Source organism: uncultured Microbulbifer sp., from assembly GCF_947498635.1.
Classification (GTDB): Bacteria; Pseudomonadota; Gammaproteobacteria; order Pseudomonadales; family Cellvibrionaceae; genus Microbulbifer; species Microbulbifer echini.
Genome location: NZ_CANMKV010000016.1, coordinates 85,403 through 100,583 on the forward strand (window position 1 = coordinate 85,403; position 15,181 = coordinate 100,583).

14 protein-coding genes are annotated in these 15,181 nt (G+C 54.2%); 5 read left to right on the plus strand and 9 right to left on the minus strand.

Going from position 1 to position 15,181, the window contains the following annotated elements:
• Window positions 1–8: 8 nt before the first annotated feature.
• Complete coding sequence (locus tag Q1A69_RS10465; RefSeq protein ID WP_299584938.1) at window positions 9–668, minus strand: c-type cytochrome; 660 nt, start codon at window positions 666–668, stop codon at window positions 9–11.
• 124 nt (window positions 669–792) lie between these two features.
• Between Q1A69_RS10465 and yihA the strand changes: the two genes are divergently transcribed.
• Window positions 793–1,461 (plus strand): ribosome biogenesis GTP-binding protein YihA/YsxC, encoded by a 669-nt coding sequence (gene yihA / locus Q1A69_RS10470; RefSeq protein WP_299584940.1) that lies wholly within the window; start codon window positions 793–795, stop codon window positions 1,459–1,461.
• Window positions 1,462–1,578: 117 nt separating this feature from the next.
• On the opposite strand, the gene Q1A69_RS10475 is transcribed toward yihA, so the two are convergent.
• The 5 genes from Q1A69_RS10475 to polA form a co-directional block, all read right to left on the minus strand.
• Complete coding sequence (locus tag Q1A69_RS10475) at window positions 1,579–1,779, minus strand: hypothetical protein (RefSeq protein ID WP_299584942.1); 201 nt, start codon at window positions 1,777–1,779, stop codon at window positions 1,579–1,581.
• 4 nt (window positions 1,780–1,783) lie between these two features.
• Window positions 1,784–2,236, minus strand: a complete 453-nt coding sequence (locus Q1A69_RS10480) for a hypothetical protein (RefSeq protein ID WP_299584944.1) — start codon at window positions 2,234–2,236, stop codon at window positions 1,784–1,786.
• A gap of 701 nt (window positions 2,237–2,937) precedes the next feature.
• Window positions 2,938–3,906 (minus strand): ribose-phosphate diphosphokinase, encoded by a 969-nt coding sequence (gene prs, locus Q1A69_RS10485; protein ID WP_299584946.1) that lies wholly within the window; start codon window positions 3,904–3,906, stop codon window positions 2,938–2,940.
• Entirely contained in the window at window positions 3,903–4,583 is a 681-nt protein-coding gene (locus Q1A69_RS10490; RefSeq protein ID WP_299584947.1) for an alpha/beta fold hydrolase, read from the minus strand. The genes prs and Q1A69_RS10490 overlap by 4 nt, the downstream gene beginning before the upstream one ends.
• A gap of 482 nt (window positions 4,584–5,065) precedes the next feature.
• On the minus strand, window positions 5,066–7,804 hold the full coding sequence (gene polA, locus Q1A69_RS10495) for a DNA polymerase I (RefSeq protein WP_299584949.1): 2,739 nt from the start codon (window positions 7,802–7,804) through the stop codon (window positions 5,066–5,068).
• A 342-nt stretch (window positions 7,805–8,146) separates the two neighbouring features.
• Between polA and Q1A69_RS10500 the strand changes: the two genes are divergently transcribed.
• Window positions 8,147–8,443, plus strand: coding sequence for a hypothetical protein (locus Q1A69_RS10500; RefSeq protein ID WP_299584951.1), 297 nt, complete (start codon window positions 8,147–8,149; stop codon window positions 8,441–8,443).
• A gap of 76 nt (window positions 8,444–8,519) precedes the next feature.
• On the opposite strand, the gene Q1A69_RS10505 is transcribed toward Q1A69_RS10500, so the two are convergent.
• Window positions 8,520–9,419, minus strand: coding sequence for a metal ABC transporter substrate-binding protein (locus tag Q1A69_RS10505; RefSeq protein ID WP_299584953.1), 900 nt, complete (start codon window positions 9,417–9,419; stop codon window positions 8,520–8,522).
• 160 nt (window positions 9,420–9,579) lie between these two features.
• On the opposite strand from Q1A69_RS10505, the gene znuC reads away from it, so the two are divergent.
• From znuC to Q1A69_RS10520, 3 genes are all read left to right on the plus strand, one after another.
• Window positions 9,580–10,350 carry a zinc ABC transporter ATP-binding protein ZnuC gene (gene znuC, locus Q1A69_RS10510; RefSeq protein WP_299584963.1) on the plus strand — a complete coding sequence of 257 codons (771 nt, stop codon included), beginning with the start codon at window positions 9,580–9,582 and terminating at the stop codon, window positions 10,348–10,350.
• Window positions 10,351–11,160 carry a zinc ABC transporter permease subunit ZnuB gene (gene znuB, locus Q1A69_RS10515; RefSeq protein WP_299584955.1) on the plus strand — a complete coding sequence of 270 codons (810 nt, stop codon included), beginning with the start codon at window positions 10,351–10,353 and terminating at the stop codon, window positions 11,158–11,160.
• 221 nt (window positions 11,161–11,381) lie between these two features.
• Complete coding sequence (locus Q1A69_RS10520; protein WP_299584957.1) at window positions 11,382–13,973, plus strand: TonB-dependent receptor; 2,592 nt, start codon at window positions 11,382–11,384, stop codon at window positions 13,971–13,973.
• 445 nt (window positions 13,974–14,418) lie between these two features.
• Here Q1A69_RS10520 and Q1A69_RS10525 read toward each other — a convergent pair whose 3' ends face one another.
• Both Q1A69_RS10525 and Q1A69_RS10530 read right to left on the minus strand, forming a co-directional pair.
• The gene (locus Q1A69_RS10525) at window positions 14,419–14,646 is read right to left on the minus strand and encodes a hypothetical protein (protein ID WP_299584959.1); all 228 of its coding nucleotides are present in this window, start codon (window positions 14,644–14,646) and stop codon (window positions 14,419–14,421) included.
• A 63-nt stretch (window positions 14,647–14,709) separates the two neighbouring features.
• Window positions 14,710–15,132: a membrane dipeptidase gene (locus tag Q1A69_RS10530; RefSeq protein ID WP_299584961.1), complete on the minus strand. Its 423-nt coding sequence runs from the start codon at window positions 15,130–15,132 to the stop codon at window positions 14,710–14,712.
• Window positions 15,133–15,181: the final 49 nt, after the last annotated feature.

Genomic DNA, 15,181 nt, shown 5'->3' on the forward strand with positions numbered 1-15,181 from the left:
TAACCGGTTTAGTCGGTCAGACCAGCGATATAGTTGGAGACAGCCTTGATCTCCGCATCGGAGAGCTGTTTGGCCACGGTGCGCATGGTGCGAACCTCGCCATCATTGGCACGGGTACCCGCACGGAACGCTTTCAACTGCGCTTCAATATACTCTGGATATTGTCCGGACAGACGCGGATAGCCCGCCGGGGCATTACCCTGGCCCGTGGGGGAGTGACAACCCATGCAGGCCGGCACGCCGGTTTCTTTGTTGCCGCCGCGGTATAGCTTGCGGCCGAAAGCCAGGCCATCGACATTGTCGCCGTTATTCAGCATCACGGAGATGGCTTCGGAGCCAGTGAGCTGCATCGGCTGTGAGGCGAAATAAGCGGCGAGGTCCTGCAGGTCCTGCTCGGTGAAATTGTCCAGCTGACCAATCATCTGCGGTACATCGCGAGTCTTGCTCTTTATGTCCTGGAGCTGCTTGTACAGGTACTTTTCACCGAGTCCGGCGATTTTTGGGAAAGCCGGTGACAGACTGTTGCCATCAGCACCGTGGCAGGCGGCGCACTGGGCGGCCTTCGCCTTGCCCGCAGCAGCATCGCCCGAGGCCATTGCAAAAGGTACGGCTCCCAAGCCGAATACCAAACCGAGTGCCAGAGCAGTGTTTTTAAGAATGCTGTTCATACGTCGTCCCGTTGCGCGCTGAGATATGGCGTTTCGTGTCGCCCCCAATTGTCCTGCGACGCGAAAACCGCGGCATTATATACTTGCGCGCCAAGCGAGTGTACCGGATCAGCAGACTTAAACCATGTCAATTACCGAATTTGAAGCCCAACCCCAAAAACTGGACTACCGTGCCATACAATTTCTCATTAGCGCTCCGACTCTGGCAGAGTGCCCGGAGGATATCGGCGCCGAGGTAGCCTTTGCTGGCCGCTCCAATGCGGGCAAGTCCAGCGCCATCAATGCCCTTACCAGCAACAACAAGCTGGCGCGCACCTCCAAAACCCCGGGGCGTACCCAGTTAATCAATTTTTTCAGCCTGTCTGAACAACAGCGCCTGGTGGACCTGCCGGGCTACGGCTATGCCAAGGTCGCACGTGCCATGAAGGACGAGTGGCAGCGCCATCTGGCCGAATACCTGGAGCAGCGCACTTGCCTGCGCGGCCTGGTACTGCTGATGGATATACGCCAGCCACTCAAAGAGTTCGATCTGCACATGCTGACCTGGGCAGTGGAGGCGGGCCTACCCGTGCATATCCTGCTGACCAAAGCGGACAAAATGAAAAACGGCCCAGCCAACAATATTCTCTTCGCCGTAGAAAAAGCCCTTAAGGAGAAGGGGCTCAATCGCGGAGTAACCCTGCAAACCTTCTCCTCCACTAAAAAGACTGGCCTCGATAAACTGGAGCGCAAACTGAATGCCTGGCTCGCGCCTCGCGCAGAGTCAGCCGAACCCACCGGGGAGCTCCGCTAGGAACCCCAACCGATCGAGACACAACCCGAGCGCGCCCGTGTTACAGCTGGCGCAATTTTTTACTCTCCGCTCTCGAACAGGGGCGGTCGAGGAGGTCGGGGACTCCGAGACCGCTAATCAGAAGGTGCTCACTGACGACCGACCTCCAGCCGGTATCAGGGCGCGCAGCAACAATTTTCTCAGGCGCCTGCGCACCTGGGGGGTTGCGCAATGCAGCTCCTCGGCACTGAGGTGGCGCTTTGCCAAAAGGGCAACCAGGGCTTCCTCGGAGATCGCAACGGTCAGCAGGCGTGGAGGTTCTCTGGATTCTAAGGTCACCGGCTCAGTGCAGGGACAGGCCTGCCTCTTTATGCAGCCTTGGGCCTCCCCCGTTGTGCGGGGGTGCGGATTCACCATCGGCGTAGAGCGCGCTGATACAGTCAGCGGCAAGCCCCTGTTTATCCCGATCACCCAATTGACGCGCGAGGACTGAACTGGCTCCAACGAGGAGGTATTGGAGGTGTTTTTCATCACCCAGCTTCCGGTAAGCTGCCATCAGCTGGGCAGCACTCTCACTAAAGCGCGTTGCCGATATGGTGTAGCTGGGCGACTGTTGCGTGAGCAACATACCCGCCACATCAAATGCGCAGCCCAAATAGGGAATCGCCTCTCTATAGTTCCCCTCCTCGCAAAGTATCCTGCCGCGTTCTATCCAATCCAACCACGCCTGTTCCGCTCGACCGGTATTGTCGATCAACCACTGACGGTGGTTTGCGCATAGGTAACGTAAATTCACGGTAACCCCCCTGTTTGATTTAAACTGAAGATAATGAGAATCGTTATCATTTGCAAGCGCATTTGTATTTATGGCGCGAGATACGGGATTTGAATCACGAAGGGCAAAAAAACAGAAAAAAAAAGCCGGCAGATGGGGGCTGCCGGCTAGGGGTCAGTGCCCTTGGGGTGGGGCACTTGCCAGACGCACCCAGGGGGACGGGTACGCCTGAGGGTTCCTCTACCATGCAAACTGATTGCATATTGGTAGGTTAGGCTGGCTTCGATGGATTTCCCAGCCCGTAAACACCACGATCAGAGGTGCGCGGATACTATCCCTTTTAAAACCTTATTTTTGGACTTAGATTCCAAAACTATGAATATAAAAGGAACGGTTCGCATTTTTCGCTACAAATATCCGCTCTAGCCCCAGCCCTCTTTGCCCAGACAAAAAAAACCCCGGGTTTGGGGATTTCCGGGGTGAAAAAGCTTAACGCTTTGGGGTTAGGGAGCAACAATGATCTGTATTCTTCGATACAAACTCTCCCCTATTGGTTCCAACGGCTTGAGTAAATAAATGTAAACGTTTCTTACTTAAAGGAAGGTTTTTGCGGATTAAAGAGCATTAAGGAAATACCGACGACAGGCCGAAGTCTACCCACGCCCGCAAACCCGCCTATATACGCCAGATGATTCCTCTGTGTTTAGCGCTAACGCGAGCCTTTAAAGCGTGAGCTCACTCACCGGACCGCTGTCGTGCAGGCGCCGAATCGCCTCCGCCAGCAATGGCGCACAGTCGAGCAGCTGAAAATGCTCGGGGAGGTCGAGCTGGGGAAGAGAATTGGTTATCGCCACGACCTCCAAAGGTAGATGCGCCAAGTTTGTATAAGCGTCAGCACTAAACTGACCGTGGCTGGCAAGGGCCAGCAGGCTCTGCGCACCCGCCTTCTGCGCGGCTTCTCCCGCCCGATAGAGCGTGGCGCCACTGGCGATAAGATCATCCACAATCAATACCACCGCCCCGCGCACCTCACCCACCAAGGTGCCACCACTGAGCCGCTCCCCATCCCGGTGCTTCTCCACAAAGGCCGTAGTGACTGGGCGCCCCAGGCGCTCACTGAGAGCTTGGCGCAGTTTTTCCACTCGCTTGATACCGCCCTCATCCGGAGATAACACCACCACCGAGCGCTGCTCCGAGGCCAACCGCCTTATTGCAAATTCCAGCAACAGGGGCTCTGCCAGCAGATGTAGGGTGCGACAGCGAAAGGCATTTTCGAAGGCCGCCTGGTTGTGGGCTTCCAGGGTCACCACCACCTGGGTCCCCATCGCTTCAAAAAGGCTGGCCAAGTAGCGGGTGGGCAGAGGATCGCGCAGTTTGGTGCGTCGGTCCTTTCGCCCGTAACACAGGTAGGGTATCACCGCGGTGATACGCGCGGCCCCGGCATCGCGCAGCGCGCCAATAAAGAACAGGCAGCGCAGTAATTTTTCATCGACACTGCTGCAGCGGTCCCGATACAGTGATTGCACCAGGAAGACATCTGCGCCCTCGACATCGTCCAATGGGCGCACTTTGTGCTCCCCGTCAGCAAAACAGCGCTCCTCATGCCGGGCCAGGGGTTCCCCGAGGGCCGCTGCCACGCGTCCGGCAAAATCGGCGCCGGTATCCAGGCTAAATAATTTCAATCGACTCATAACAGGCTCGCGCGAAACCAGCGCACCGTCATCCGCACCACTTCATCCATTGCACCCGGCTCCTCAAATAAATGACTGGCGTGGGGGACCAGATGCAAACGGGGTTCATTGACCATATGGCCCAGCGCCTCCTTATTCAGTTCCAGCACCTCCTTGTCGTCCCCGCCCACCAGCAGCAATGTGGGCGCCTTAACCAGGGGCAAATCCGCCCCCGCCAAGTCCGGTCGACCGCCCCGTGAGACAACCGCACCCACCAGTGAGGGCCGTTCGGCGGCCGCAACCAGCGCCGCCGCCGCCCCGGTGCTGGACCCGAATAATCCTATGTGAAGATTCCGGGTATTTTCCCCCTTTGCCACCCAGTCAATCACCTCCACCAAACGGCGGGCACTCAGGTCGATATCAAACCGGTATTCGCAGGTGGCCACGTCGACGCGGCTCTCATCCGAGCTGAGCAAGTCAAATAACAAAGTGCCAAATCCGGCATCATTCAGGCGGTTGGCCACAGCGGTATTGCGCGGACTGGTGCGGTTACTACCGCTACCGTGGGCAAAGACCACCAGCGCGCGCGCCTGCAGGGGAAGCGTGAGTGACGCCTGCAGGGTTTTGTGCTCCGCGGCCAGCGCTATGGCTCGGCTCTGCATCAATGGCTCTCCCGGCAGCCACTGGACAGGGGCCATCAATACACCTGGCCACCAATCCAGCCCCGGACAAACCCTCCTGCGAGAGCGTCCGATCTTTGTGACAAACGAATGAATACTCTGTAGTGCTCAGACTAGACCAGGAGAGCATCAGTAGGACTCGACGGCGTGGCTATGTTGTTAAATCTAGGAAAAGTGGAAATTTAGGGCACACGAAAGATGTTAAGAGGAAATAAGGCGGGGGCAAAAAAAATGCCCCGGACTTGGGGGGGGTCCGGGGCAAACATCTGACTTCCTTGGGGGATGATGACGCATTCCAACGATCTTGCCTTTTTAGAGGAACTGTCGTCGGAACAGTTCCACGCTTTTTCGCAAAGAATGTAAAAACGCCGACTAAAACACGATTTTTGGCGTCTATTTCACCATTTAAGTGCTGTTTAGGCTCTCTTTAACCACACCGTGCGGCCCGGGCCTTCACTGATATCATCGTCTTGTCGCTCAAGTCTTTTTGCTGATAGACCTCAGTGGGCCTCATCCCAATCCTTGCCGCGCCCCAGGTCGACAATCAGGGGAACATGCAACTGTGCAGCGCTCTGCATAATCTCCACGACTTTGCTGGCCACGATTTCAACCTCCGGTTGGGGCACTTCCAGAACCAATTCATCGTGGACCTGCATAATCAACTTCGTAGACAGCTTCTGCTCCGTGAGCCAAGCGTCCACGGCAATCATGGCGCGCTTGATGATATCTGCGGCGGAGCCCTGCATCGGTGCATTGATCGCAGTGCGCTCGGCAGCCTGACGCTGCATGCCATTGCGCGAGTTGATCTCCGGCAGATACAGGCGGCGGCCAAACAAGGTCTCCACGTAGCCTTTATCCGCGGCCTGCTTGCGAGTGTCTTCCATATAGCGCAACACGCCGGGGTAGCGTTCAAAGTAACGGTCGATATAGGTTTGCGCATCGGCACGCGGAATATCCAGTTGCTTGGCCAGGCCAAACGCGGACATGCCGTATATCAGACCGAAGTTAATCGCCTTGGCGCGGCGGCGCTGTTCATCGCTGACCGCATCCAAAGCCACGTCAAAAACCTCGGCCGCAGTGGCCCGGTGAATATCGGCACCCTGGGCGAAAGCGTCCACCAGCCCCTTGTCCCCCGACAAATGCGCCATGATGCGCAGTTCGATCTGAGAGTAGTCCGCGGCGATGATCTCACTGCCGCCATTGATGCGAGGGTCCGCGGTAAAGGCGCGGCGAATTCGGCGCCCCTCCTCGGTGCGAATAGGAATATTCTGCAGGTTGGGATCGCTGGAAGAGAGGCGCCCAGTCGCCGCCACCGCCTGGTGATAGGAGGTGTGCACCCGACCGCTGGCGGGATCGATCATTTTTGGCAGCTTATCGGTATAAGTGTTTTTCAGTTTGGCCAAGCCGCGATACTGCATGATCAGCGCGGGCAGCTCGTGGTTATGAGCCAGTTCCTGTAGGACCGCTTCGGCGGTGGAAGGCGCGCCCTTGGGGGTTTTCTTGATCACTGGGATCTGCAGTTTCTCAAACAGGATCACGCCCAGCTGCTTGGTGGAACCCAGGTTGAACTCTTCCCCGGCCACCTCGTAGGACTGTTGCTCCAAGTCGCGCATTTTCTGCTCCAACTCGGCGCTCTGCACCGCAAGCATTTTTGCATCGATATAGGCGCCATTGCGCTCCATACGCGCGAGCACTGGCAAGAGCGGCATCTCGATATCATCGAGTACCTTCTCCAGAGTTGGTTCGAGCTGCAAACGCCCACTCAGCGCATTGTGCAGACGCAAAGTGATATCCGCATCCTCGGCGGCATAAGGACCGGCTTTGTCCAGTTCGATCTGATTGAAAGTGAGCTGTTTTACGCCTTTGCCAGCAATATCCTCGAAGTGCACCGTGTGCTCACCCAAGTATTTGAGCGCCAAACTGTCCATATCGTGGCGGCTGCCAGTGCTGTCGAGCACATAGGATTCCAGCATGGTATCCCGTGCGATACCGCGCAATACGATGTCGTAGTTGGCCAGGATATGGCTGTCGTACTTGAGATTCTGCCCCACTTTCTTTTGCTGATCGTCTTCCAGCAGAGGCTTCAGCTTGGCCATAACCTCATCGAAAGGTAGCTGCTCGGGAGCACCCATATAGTCGTGGGCCAGGGGTACATATGCCGCGCGGTAGGGTTCCACGGCAAAAGACACCCCCACCAGTTTTGCCTGCATGTAGCTGAGGCTGGTAGTTTCAGTATCAAAAGCAAAGATATCGGCGTCTTTGAGCTGCTGCAGCCAGGCATCAAATTCCGCCATTTCGGTAACAATGACATAGTCCCGTTCAACCGCTTCAGCCATGGCTTCCTCGGTCTCTTCACTGGTCAGCTCTTCCAACCATCCGCGAAATTCACTTTGTGTAAACAGTGCGATTAACGCTTCTGTGTCGGGCTCTGCATTGCGCAGATCCTGGGGGTGATAGGGCATTTCCACATCGGTTTTGATGGTAGCCAGCTTGTAGGAGAGCTCGGCCGCTTCGCGGTGCTCCGCCATTTTTTTACCGAGGGTCTTGGCGCCGCGAAAACCCAGGGGCGCAATGGCATCCAGGTCTGCGTAGATATTCTCCAAACTGCCGAGGTTTTGCAGAAGGGCCAGCGCGGTCTTCTCCCCTACACCGGGAACGCCGGGAATATTGTCGGACTTATCCCCCATCAGGGCGAGAAAATCGATGATCAGCTCCGGCCCAACACCAAACTTCTTCTCCACCCCTGCGCTGTCCATCTCGGTATTGGACATGGTATTGACCAGAGTGACACCGGGGCGTACCAGCTGTGCCATATCTTTATCGCCGGTGGAAATTATCACCTCCTGCCCCCGGCGCTGGGCCTCAAGGGCCAGAGTGCCGATGACGTCATCAGCCTCGACGCCGTCCACGACCAGGCGCGGCAGACCCATGGCGTCGATAATGTCGTGGATCGGCTGAATCTGCTCACGCAGATCATCGGGCATCGGTGGGCGATGAGATTTGTACTCGGCAAACATCTCATCGCGGAACGTTTTTCCCTTCGCATCAAACACCACCACCACAGGGCTGTCTGGATGTTCCTTCAGGTGGCGCCGCAACATGCTGATGACACCGCGAACCGCACCGGTGGGCTGGCCCTGACTGGTAGTCAATGGCGGCAGGGCGTGAAAAGCGCGGTACAGGTAGGAAGAGCCATCCACAAGGATCAGCGGGGCGGCAGAGGTGCTTTGTTTACTCATAAATCTTGGGATTCTGTTATTGGGCCTGTCGGGCGCTCGGGGCGCTAGATTGGGCGATAGGATACCCCCCTTTACACAGTTTTTCCGCCCGCTGCAGCCAGCTAAATACTTTTACCGCCGCCGTTGTGCCCTGCGGCAAAGCCAACTCGTCTCGACGCGCCGGTGACAACTATCGACGCAGTAACCACACCAAATCCTCAGGCTTGTCTAGTCTTGCCGGTAGCGACTTTTACAAATCGTTACCCCCCTGGACATAAAGGCTACTCGCTGCCCTGAGGCGGCTCAGGCTTTTTTATTCCGCGGAAATGTTACCCATCAGATGTTTAAGGAAGGACTCTAATTATGAGAGGAGTGATGTACGCCACTCTGCTGTTTGCCGCCCCTATCCTGGCCATGCCAGCAGCGGCGGTGTCTGCCTGCCAGACAGAAAAGACACAGGGAGTCGCCTCCACCTCAGGCGCATACCCACAGCCATCGAATCACGAGCTTATGCTTGAAGAAGCCACTCGGGAGCAAACCGAAGCACTGTTTCAGCGCCAGATGCGCCAGCTGGAAAAATTGCGCCGCAAAGCTGAGCGGGATTCAGTGCGCCTAGAAAAACTACAGCGTTTAAAGAGTGACTCCGACAACGCCGGTTAACCTTGCCCTGGCCCGGTGATTCAACTGCCGGGCCACCTCTTCAGCCTTTCAGGCACCCATTACAGATTGCACCCAGTTATTGAACAGCTTTCTCGTTAACGGCATCCGGTATTTCGCTGAGACAACCGCGTGCCTGGGTCAATAGGGATTCAATCAGGTCGCGATAATGGGCCTCGGGTCCCAGCTGCTCACCAAGAAGGTCCAGCGCGGCATACTCCAGTCCCATGTGATCCGCCAGCTGTTGGTCGCGCTCATTCTTCGGTGCTTCACCAAATAGGCAGCCCCGCCCCACCTGACTTAAATTGAGCATCGCGCGGGCACCGTGACCGCCGCCGCTGCCACTCCCCAGGGCGCGGGTTTTCACTCCGGCGGAACCAAAGAAGTGCCCATAAGCATCGTGGGTAACCACGATGGGCACATCGCGGTATCCCCATAAGGAGCGATCCAGCACCTTCTGTAAACTGGCCATGGACTCGGAAAAATCCCGCGCGCGGCTGCGATACAGCTCCGCCTGCTGAGGCTGCAGCTGTGCCAACCGCTCGGCAATTTGGGCACCCACCAGCGCTGCATTGCGCGGGCGCAACCACAGATGGGGATCGGCTGCACTGGCCCCTTGATACTCATACTCAGCTGCGCCCAATAGTTGCAGCTGTCGATCGTCGGGCAGGGAACGCGCCTGCCCAGCGAGTACCCCTTCCATCTGCGGACCCAACCAAACCAACAACAGAGCCCGCTCCAGTTGTGCCCGTTCGGAGACACTGGGTGCATAGTGGTGGGGATCGGCTCCTTGGATAAGTACCCGCACAGGTAGGTTATCACCGGCAATTTCCCTGGCAATCAGTGCCAATGGGCGCACACTCACCACAAGCTCGGTGCGCTCGACAGGCGCCTGTTTAGCGCAGGCCAACAGGCCAAAGCTGAGCAGGATCAGAATGGAAAAGGGTAAAACACGTGAATAGGGAGACATTAGAAACATTTGGCGACGTAAAACTGCGATATAATCACAACCGGCTTCAAGCCGCCAGCCCGACTGGCTAGAGGTTCTCCCGTGGGATCTTCGTCTGAAAGCCATAAACTACGATACGGTTTTCCCTGCCAGTCCTGGAGATTTTGCTCTGAGCCCTTCCCCGCCGTTAATAACCGCCGACAGCGTCGCTCTGCAACTCTCCGGCCGGCAACTCCTCCGGGATATCTCCCTGGAGTTGATGCAGGGGGAAATTGTCACCCTAATCGGCCCTAATGGCGCCGGCAAAACTACCCTGCTGCGGCTGCTGCTGGGTCTGACAAAGCCCTCCACTGGCGCCATCTGGCGCCGCCCTGGTTTACGTATCGGTTATATGCCGCAGCGCCTGCATATCGACAATTCCATGCCCATGTCGGTGCAGAGATTCCTACAACTGGGCCAACCGGGCATAAAGGCCGCCCAGGCCCAGACAGCCCTGGACAGAGTCGGCGCCGGGCAGCTGCTCCAAGCCAGCCTGGCCAACCTCTCCGGCGGAGAAATGCAGAGGGTCTTACTCGCCCGAGCCGCCTCCCGCAAGCCGCAATTACTGGTATTGGATGAACCCACACAGGGCGTCGATGTGGGTGGGCAGAGTGAGCTTTACCAGTTGATTGCCACTCTGCGCGATGAACTCAATTGTGGGGTGCTGCTGGTGTCCCACGACCTGCATTTGGTGATGGCCGCCACCGATAGAGTGTTGTGTCTCAATCAACATATTTGCTGCCACGGACATCCGGAGCAAGTGAGTCGCGACCCGGCCTACCTGGAACTGTTCGGCGATAAAGTCGCGCCTTATACCCACCAGCACAACCATCAACACAAGCTGAGTGGTGATATCGCGGGGGAATGTACCAACAACCACTGTGGCGCAAAGTCCGGCGGCAAGAATAGAGAGCAACACTAAGTGGTCGAATTCGGCGAGTTACTACATAGCCAATTTCTCTGGTATGCCCTGGGCGCCGGCCTCCTGGTCGCTTTAGCCAGCGGCCCGCTGGGGTGTTTTGCAGTGTGGCGACGCATGGCGTATTTCGGCGATACGCTGGCCCACTCCGCCCTGCTCGGCGTCACTCTGGGCTTTGTCCTGCACATTATGCCCACCCTGGCTGTCGGTGCCACTTGCTGCCTACTGGCAATACTGCTCGTCTATCTGCAGCGCCGTCAGAAGCTGGCGGTGGATACCCTCTTGGGTATTCTCTCCCACTCGATGCTGGCCCTCGGCATCGTGACTGTGAGCCTATTCGAGATAAAAGTGGATCTGCTTTCCCTCTTACTCGGCGACCTGCTCGCTGTCGGCGCCCGGGATTTGGCTCTGATATCCATTACCGTGTTGGGCATCTTGGGCCTGCTCTATTGGCTGTGGGAAAAATTGCTGGCTTTTACCCTTCACGAGGAGCTGGCCTCAGTAGAGGGTATTCCTGTGGAAAGGGTACGCATGGCCCTGATGTTGATGCTGGCTCTATTAATCGCCATCGCCATGAAGGTAGTTGGCGTTTTGCTGATCACTGCACTTCTGATCATTCCCGCTGCGACAGCGCGCAGGCTCTCGCGCACACCGGAACAGATGGCTCTGCTGGCCTCCCTGATTGGCTGCCTGGCTGTGGTCTTCGGCCTGCTGGCCTCAATTTTATGGGACACTCCTGCGGGACCTTCAATCGTTCTCGCTGCCGCCGTTTTTTTTCTCAGCAGTCAGCTCCGGCCAGTAACAGCCAAGTAGCACCACCGATGTAAGTCCTCTCATTACCAAGCAACTGGCCCCCTCTGCTTGATGTCGTCCATTTCACCATAAAAAGGCGACCTACCTCACCCATTTCTCCACCGGCCCCACGGCCAGCCTCCAGGCAATTGTTTCAGTTTTCCGCCGTTGCTAGTGTTGCTCGACGACCAGCCAATTTGGGCCAGTCACGGACTATGACAATAAAAAAGTTGAGCAAAAACATGGAAAAATTCACTCTCCGTCGCAATGTATTGGCCAGCGCCATATTGGCTGCAGCCGCCACAACAACCCCACAAGCCCTCTTCGCTGCAGAAGAAGGCGCTATTGAAGAGATCACTGTTGTCGGCTCGCGCATCAGCCGCAACTCCGAATTTGAGAATGCCACTCCAGTCCAGGTAATGGATCGCGAGAGCATCGAAAAATCCGGTTATACCAATCTTCAGCAACTGTTTGAGAAGCACCCCGCCGCCGGTAATGGCACCTTCTCCACCCGCGGTAACAACCAGGATTCCACCGCCAATGGTGCTGCTGCGGTGAGTTTGCGCGGTATGGGCGCCGATGCAACTCTGGTCTTGATCAATGGCAAGCGCGTGGCTATTAGTGCCTTCGCCGAGAGCATCAGCACTAATTTCGTAGATATCAACAGCATCCCCCTGGCAGCGGTTGAACGAGTGGAAATCCTGAAAGACGGTGCCTCAGCTATCTATGGCTCTGACGCCGTTGCCGGTGTGGTCAACCTGGTATTGCGCAAGGACTTTGAAGGAACAGAAGTCTCAATGGACTTTGGTAGTGCAGAGGACTATTCCGAGCGATCCTTCAGTGCGGTTTGGGGAATCAATGGGGAAAACTCTAATTTCACTGTCATCTTGGACCATAGTGCAAATAGCCGCCTTACCAGCTCAGAACGTGGTCTGGACACCCCAAATTTAAAAAGTCGCGGAGGAAATGACAACCGATCATCCCGTGGCTTTCCTGGCAGCTTTACCCTAAGTGATGGGACCACTGTTGCTGATCCAAGCTGTCCAGAAGACCGGGTTGATGGCGGGGTCTGCCTCTATAACTATGGCCCCTGGAACCTTCTCACCCCAGAATCTGAGCGTACCGGTCTACTGATGCTCGGCCGTTCGCAACTGAATGAAAGCATCGAGTTTTTTAGTGAAATTGGCATCCAACATAACACCTCTGTCGCTCAGGGAGCACCAACGCCTCTTGATGAAAAGGCTGGACTCTATGTACTGGCAGACCACCCGAACAACCCCTTCGGTGAAGATGTAGATATCTACCGTTTCCGTACGGTAGATGCCGGCGCGCGCCAATGGGATATAGAAACCGATAATCTGCGTGGTGTCTTCGGTCTGCGCGGCAGTATCGCTGAATGGGACTGGGAGGCTTCTGTACAACGCTCTCGCAGCGAATCCAAACAAACCGGAAATCAATCTCAGGGGTGGGTGCGCACTGACCTTCTCCAACAGGAGATCAATGCCGGGCGATATAATCCCTTTGGTGGAGTACAAAACCCAGATTCAATTATCGATGCAATTACTACCAATCTGGTGCGCCAGGGCAAGTCCGAATTTACAGGTTACGACTTTACGATTAGTGGGGATCTAGTTGATACCAGAAACGGTACCATCGCGATGGCTACAGGCATCGAATACCGAGAGGAAAAGGTATCCGATAAACCCGATGATCAGTTCCTGCGCGGCTTGATTTTTGGTACTGAATCCGTTTTTGCAAAAGCTAGCCGTGATATTACCTCTGCCTATGTTGAATTTGCATTTCCTCTGCCCGCCAACTTCGAGCTGAGCCTGGCCGGGCGTTACGATGATTACAGTGATTTTGGCGACACGACTAATCCTATGGCGAGTTTACTTTGGACTGCTAACGATATGCTCTCCCTGCGCGCATCCTGGGGCACAGGGTTCCGTGCTCCATCACTGGCTCAGGTTGGTCTAGGACCATCGCAAAAATCATTATTTATAGAAGATACCTATGGTTGCGCCGACAATATAACTTTCTGCAGCAGCACAGACTATACGGTTGTCTTCACAGGCAACGCCGACCTTGAGCCTGAGGAGTCGGAGTCATTTAATATCGGTGCAGTTTTTGAACCGTTAGAGGGGCTGCAATTGTCTCTGGACTACTGGAACATTGTTCAGGAAAACAAGATTGAAGCAGAACCCGCCAAATATCTTTATGACAAATACTGTGGTAGCCAGGAAAGTGTGATTTGTGATCGCGCAGATCCTTTGAAACCAGAGCATAGCTTAGGCCCTATTCAGGATATCTATGGAACGTATCTTAATATCGGTGAGCAAGATGTTTCTGGCATCGACTTAACTGCTGTTTATAGCGGATTAGCTTTAGCCGGCGGTGAATTGGGTTTACGCCTGGATTATTCCTATCTTGCCGAGTTTGAGCGGGTTGGGCTGGGCTCCACAGAAGACCCTATTACAGAGGACTTGGCAGGAGAATATGAATACCCTCAGCACCGCTGGACAGCAACCGCTGACTGGTCTCTAAATAACTTTGGTTTTAGTGCGGGTGTTAATTACATCGGTGAGTTTGAAGATATTCCAGATTTAGGCGTTTCGCGTACAGATCGTACCGTGAACTCCTTTATGACAGTCAACTTCCAGGCCAGATATACTGGCTTTAATAATATGGTTGTCAGTCTCGGTGCGGAAAATCTATTTGATGAAGATCCAGCCTTCGCAATAGGTGATGGCGAAAACGATCTTTACGGCTATGTACAATCACAACACGATCCACGCGGCCGCTTTGTCTACGGTAAAATGACCTATAACTTTTAAATAGAAACAGTATTAAATCAACTAGGGAAGCCTCTGGCTTCCCTTTTTTAGTATATATATCACCCAATTCTGCTTAAACTTCTCGGCAATTTACAACTTTACCTGTTAACGGATTATTTTTTCCTGGATTTATTTCTTACTGGCTCGTAGCCAGCTTTATGAAACTCATACACGGTCAAAATAACACCAAGTAACATACATATTGAAACACCAATTCCGGTGAATAAAATAAATGAATCGATCACACCTATCCCCGGCGAGCTAGTAAAGCAGAAACTTTAAAATAAATACCGAAAGTAAGAATACTCGGCACCCATATCGCGGTAAAAACACCCTGTTCTTTATAACCGTTAAACCACAAATATCCGGACAAACAAAAAGAAATCAAAACCGCCAACAAAATAAATAAATCGGACGCTTTTAGCATATTTCTATCCGCTTATTTCTAGTCATAATCCCAAAATCCAATAGCAGCTATCAGCAGACCAAAAATTGTAATACCTGCAGGTATACGCAAGCCTGGAAGACCAAAAACCTTGAGCATTGAAGGGACAATCCCTAGCAAACCAGCCATACCCCACAAGATAAATGGCGCAGTAATTAATAAACCAATCCAACCAATCAACAATCGAACTTTTTTGGTTTCATTAAATAGATTAATCACTTTTTTCAAGAGAAATTTATATCCCTTTATAGCTTACTGAAAGAATAGTGCACAAATAGCTTAGAGCCAGCGCTACTGCCCCTGTAAATCGGCATATTCTTCATTTTCCTGCCAAACCCGTAGTAGGTTTCCTGCCAGGATCTTTTTTATGTCAGTCATGCTATATCCACGCTTTAAAAGTCCATGCACAAGATTGGGGTATTCTGAGACGTCTTTTAAACCAACTGGCAAGCTATCACCTACTCCATCGAAATCAGAGCCTATACCAATATGCTCGACACCCACCAGATTTCGAATATGATCGAAGTGATCAAGAACATCATCCAGATCAGCATACACAAACCTCTCTTTACGCAGTGATTCGGCAAAGGCTTCAACTTCACGACTGTCTTTTGAAAGATTATTTTCCTGTATAAATTCTTCAACTGAAGCACTAATCGACCCAAATGAATCGCGTGATTTAGCACTATTAACCCGGCGGACAAATAGTTCCATTATGCTGCATATTTAATCGATTCATGCCGGAAGTAGGATGCTACACGCG

Bases quoted from the DNA above. Each gene is read 5' to 3' on its own strand.
- Q1A69_RS10465 (WP_299584938.1), bottom strand. From the start codon at position 668: ATGAACAGCATTCTTAAAAACACTGCTCTGGCACTCGGTTTGGTATTC.
- yihA (WP_299584940.1), top strand. From the start codon at position 793: ATGTCAATTACCGAATTTGAAGCCCAACCCCAAAAACTGGACTACCGT.
- prs (WP_299584946.1), bottom strand. From the start codon at position 3,906: ATGAGTCGATTGAAATTATTTAGCCTGGATACCGGCGCCGATTTTGCC.
- Q1A69_RS10490 (WP_299584947.1), bottom strand. From the start codon at position 4,583: ATGGCCCCTGTCCAGTGGCTGCCGGGAGAGCCATTGATGCAGAGCCGA.
- polA (WP_299584949.1), bottom strand. From the start codon at position 7,804: ATGAGTAAACAAAGCACCTCTGCCGCCCCGCTGATCCTTGTGGATGGC.
- Q1A69_RS10500 (WP_299584951.1), top strand. From the start codon at position 8,147: ATGAGAGGAGTGATGTACGCCACTCTGCTGTTTGCCGCCCCTATCCTG.
- Q1A69_RS10505 (WP_299584953.1), bottom strand. From the start codon at position 9,419: ATGTTTCTAATGTCTCCCTATTCACGTGTTTTACCCTTTTCCATTCTG.
- Q1A69_RS10520 (WP_299584957.1), top strand. From the start codon at position 11,382: ATGGAAAAATTCACTCTCCGTCGCAATGTATTGGCCAGCGCCATATTG.
- Q1A69_RS10530 (WP_299584961.1), bottom strand. From the start codon at position 15,132: ATGGAACTATTTGTCCGCCGGGTTAATAGTGCTAAATCACGCGATTCA.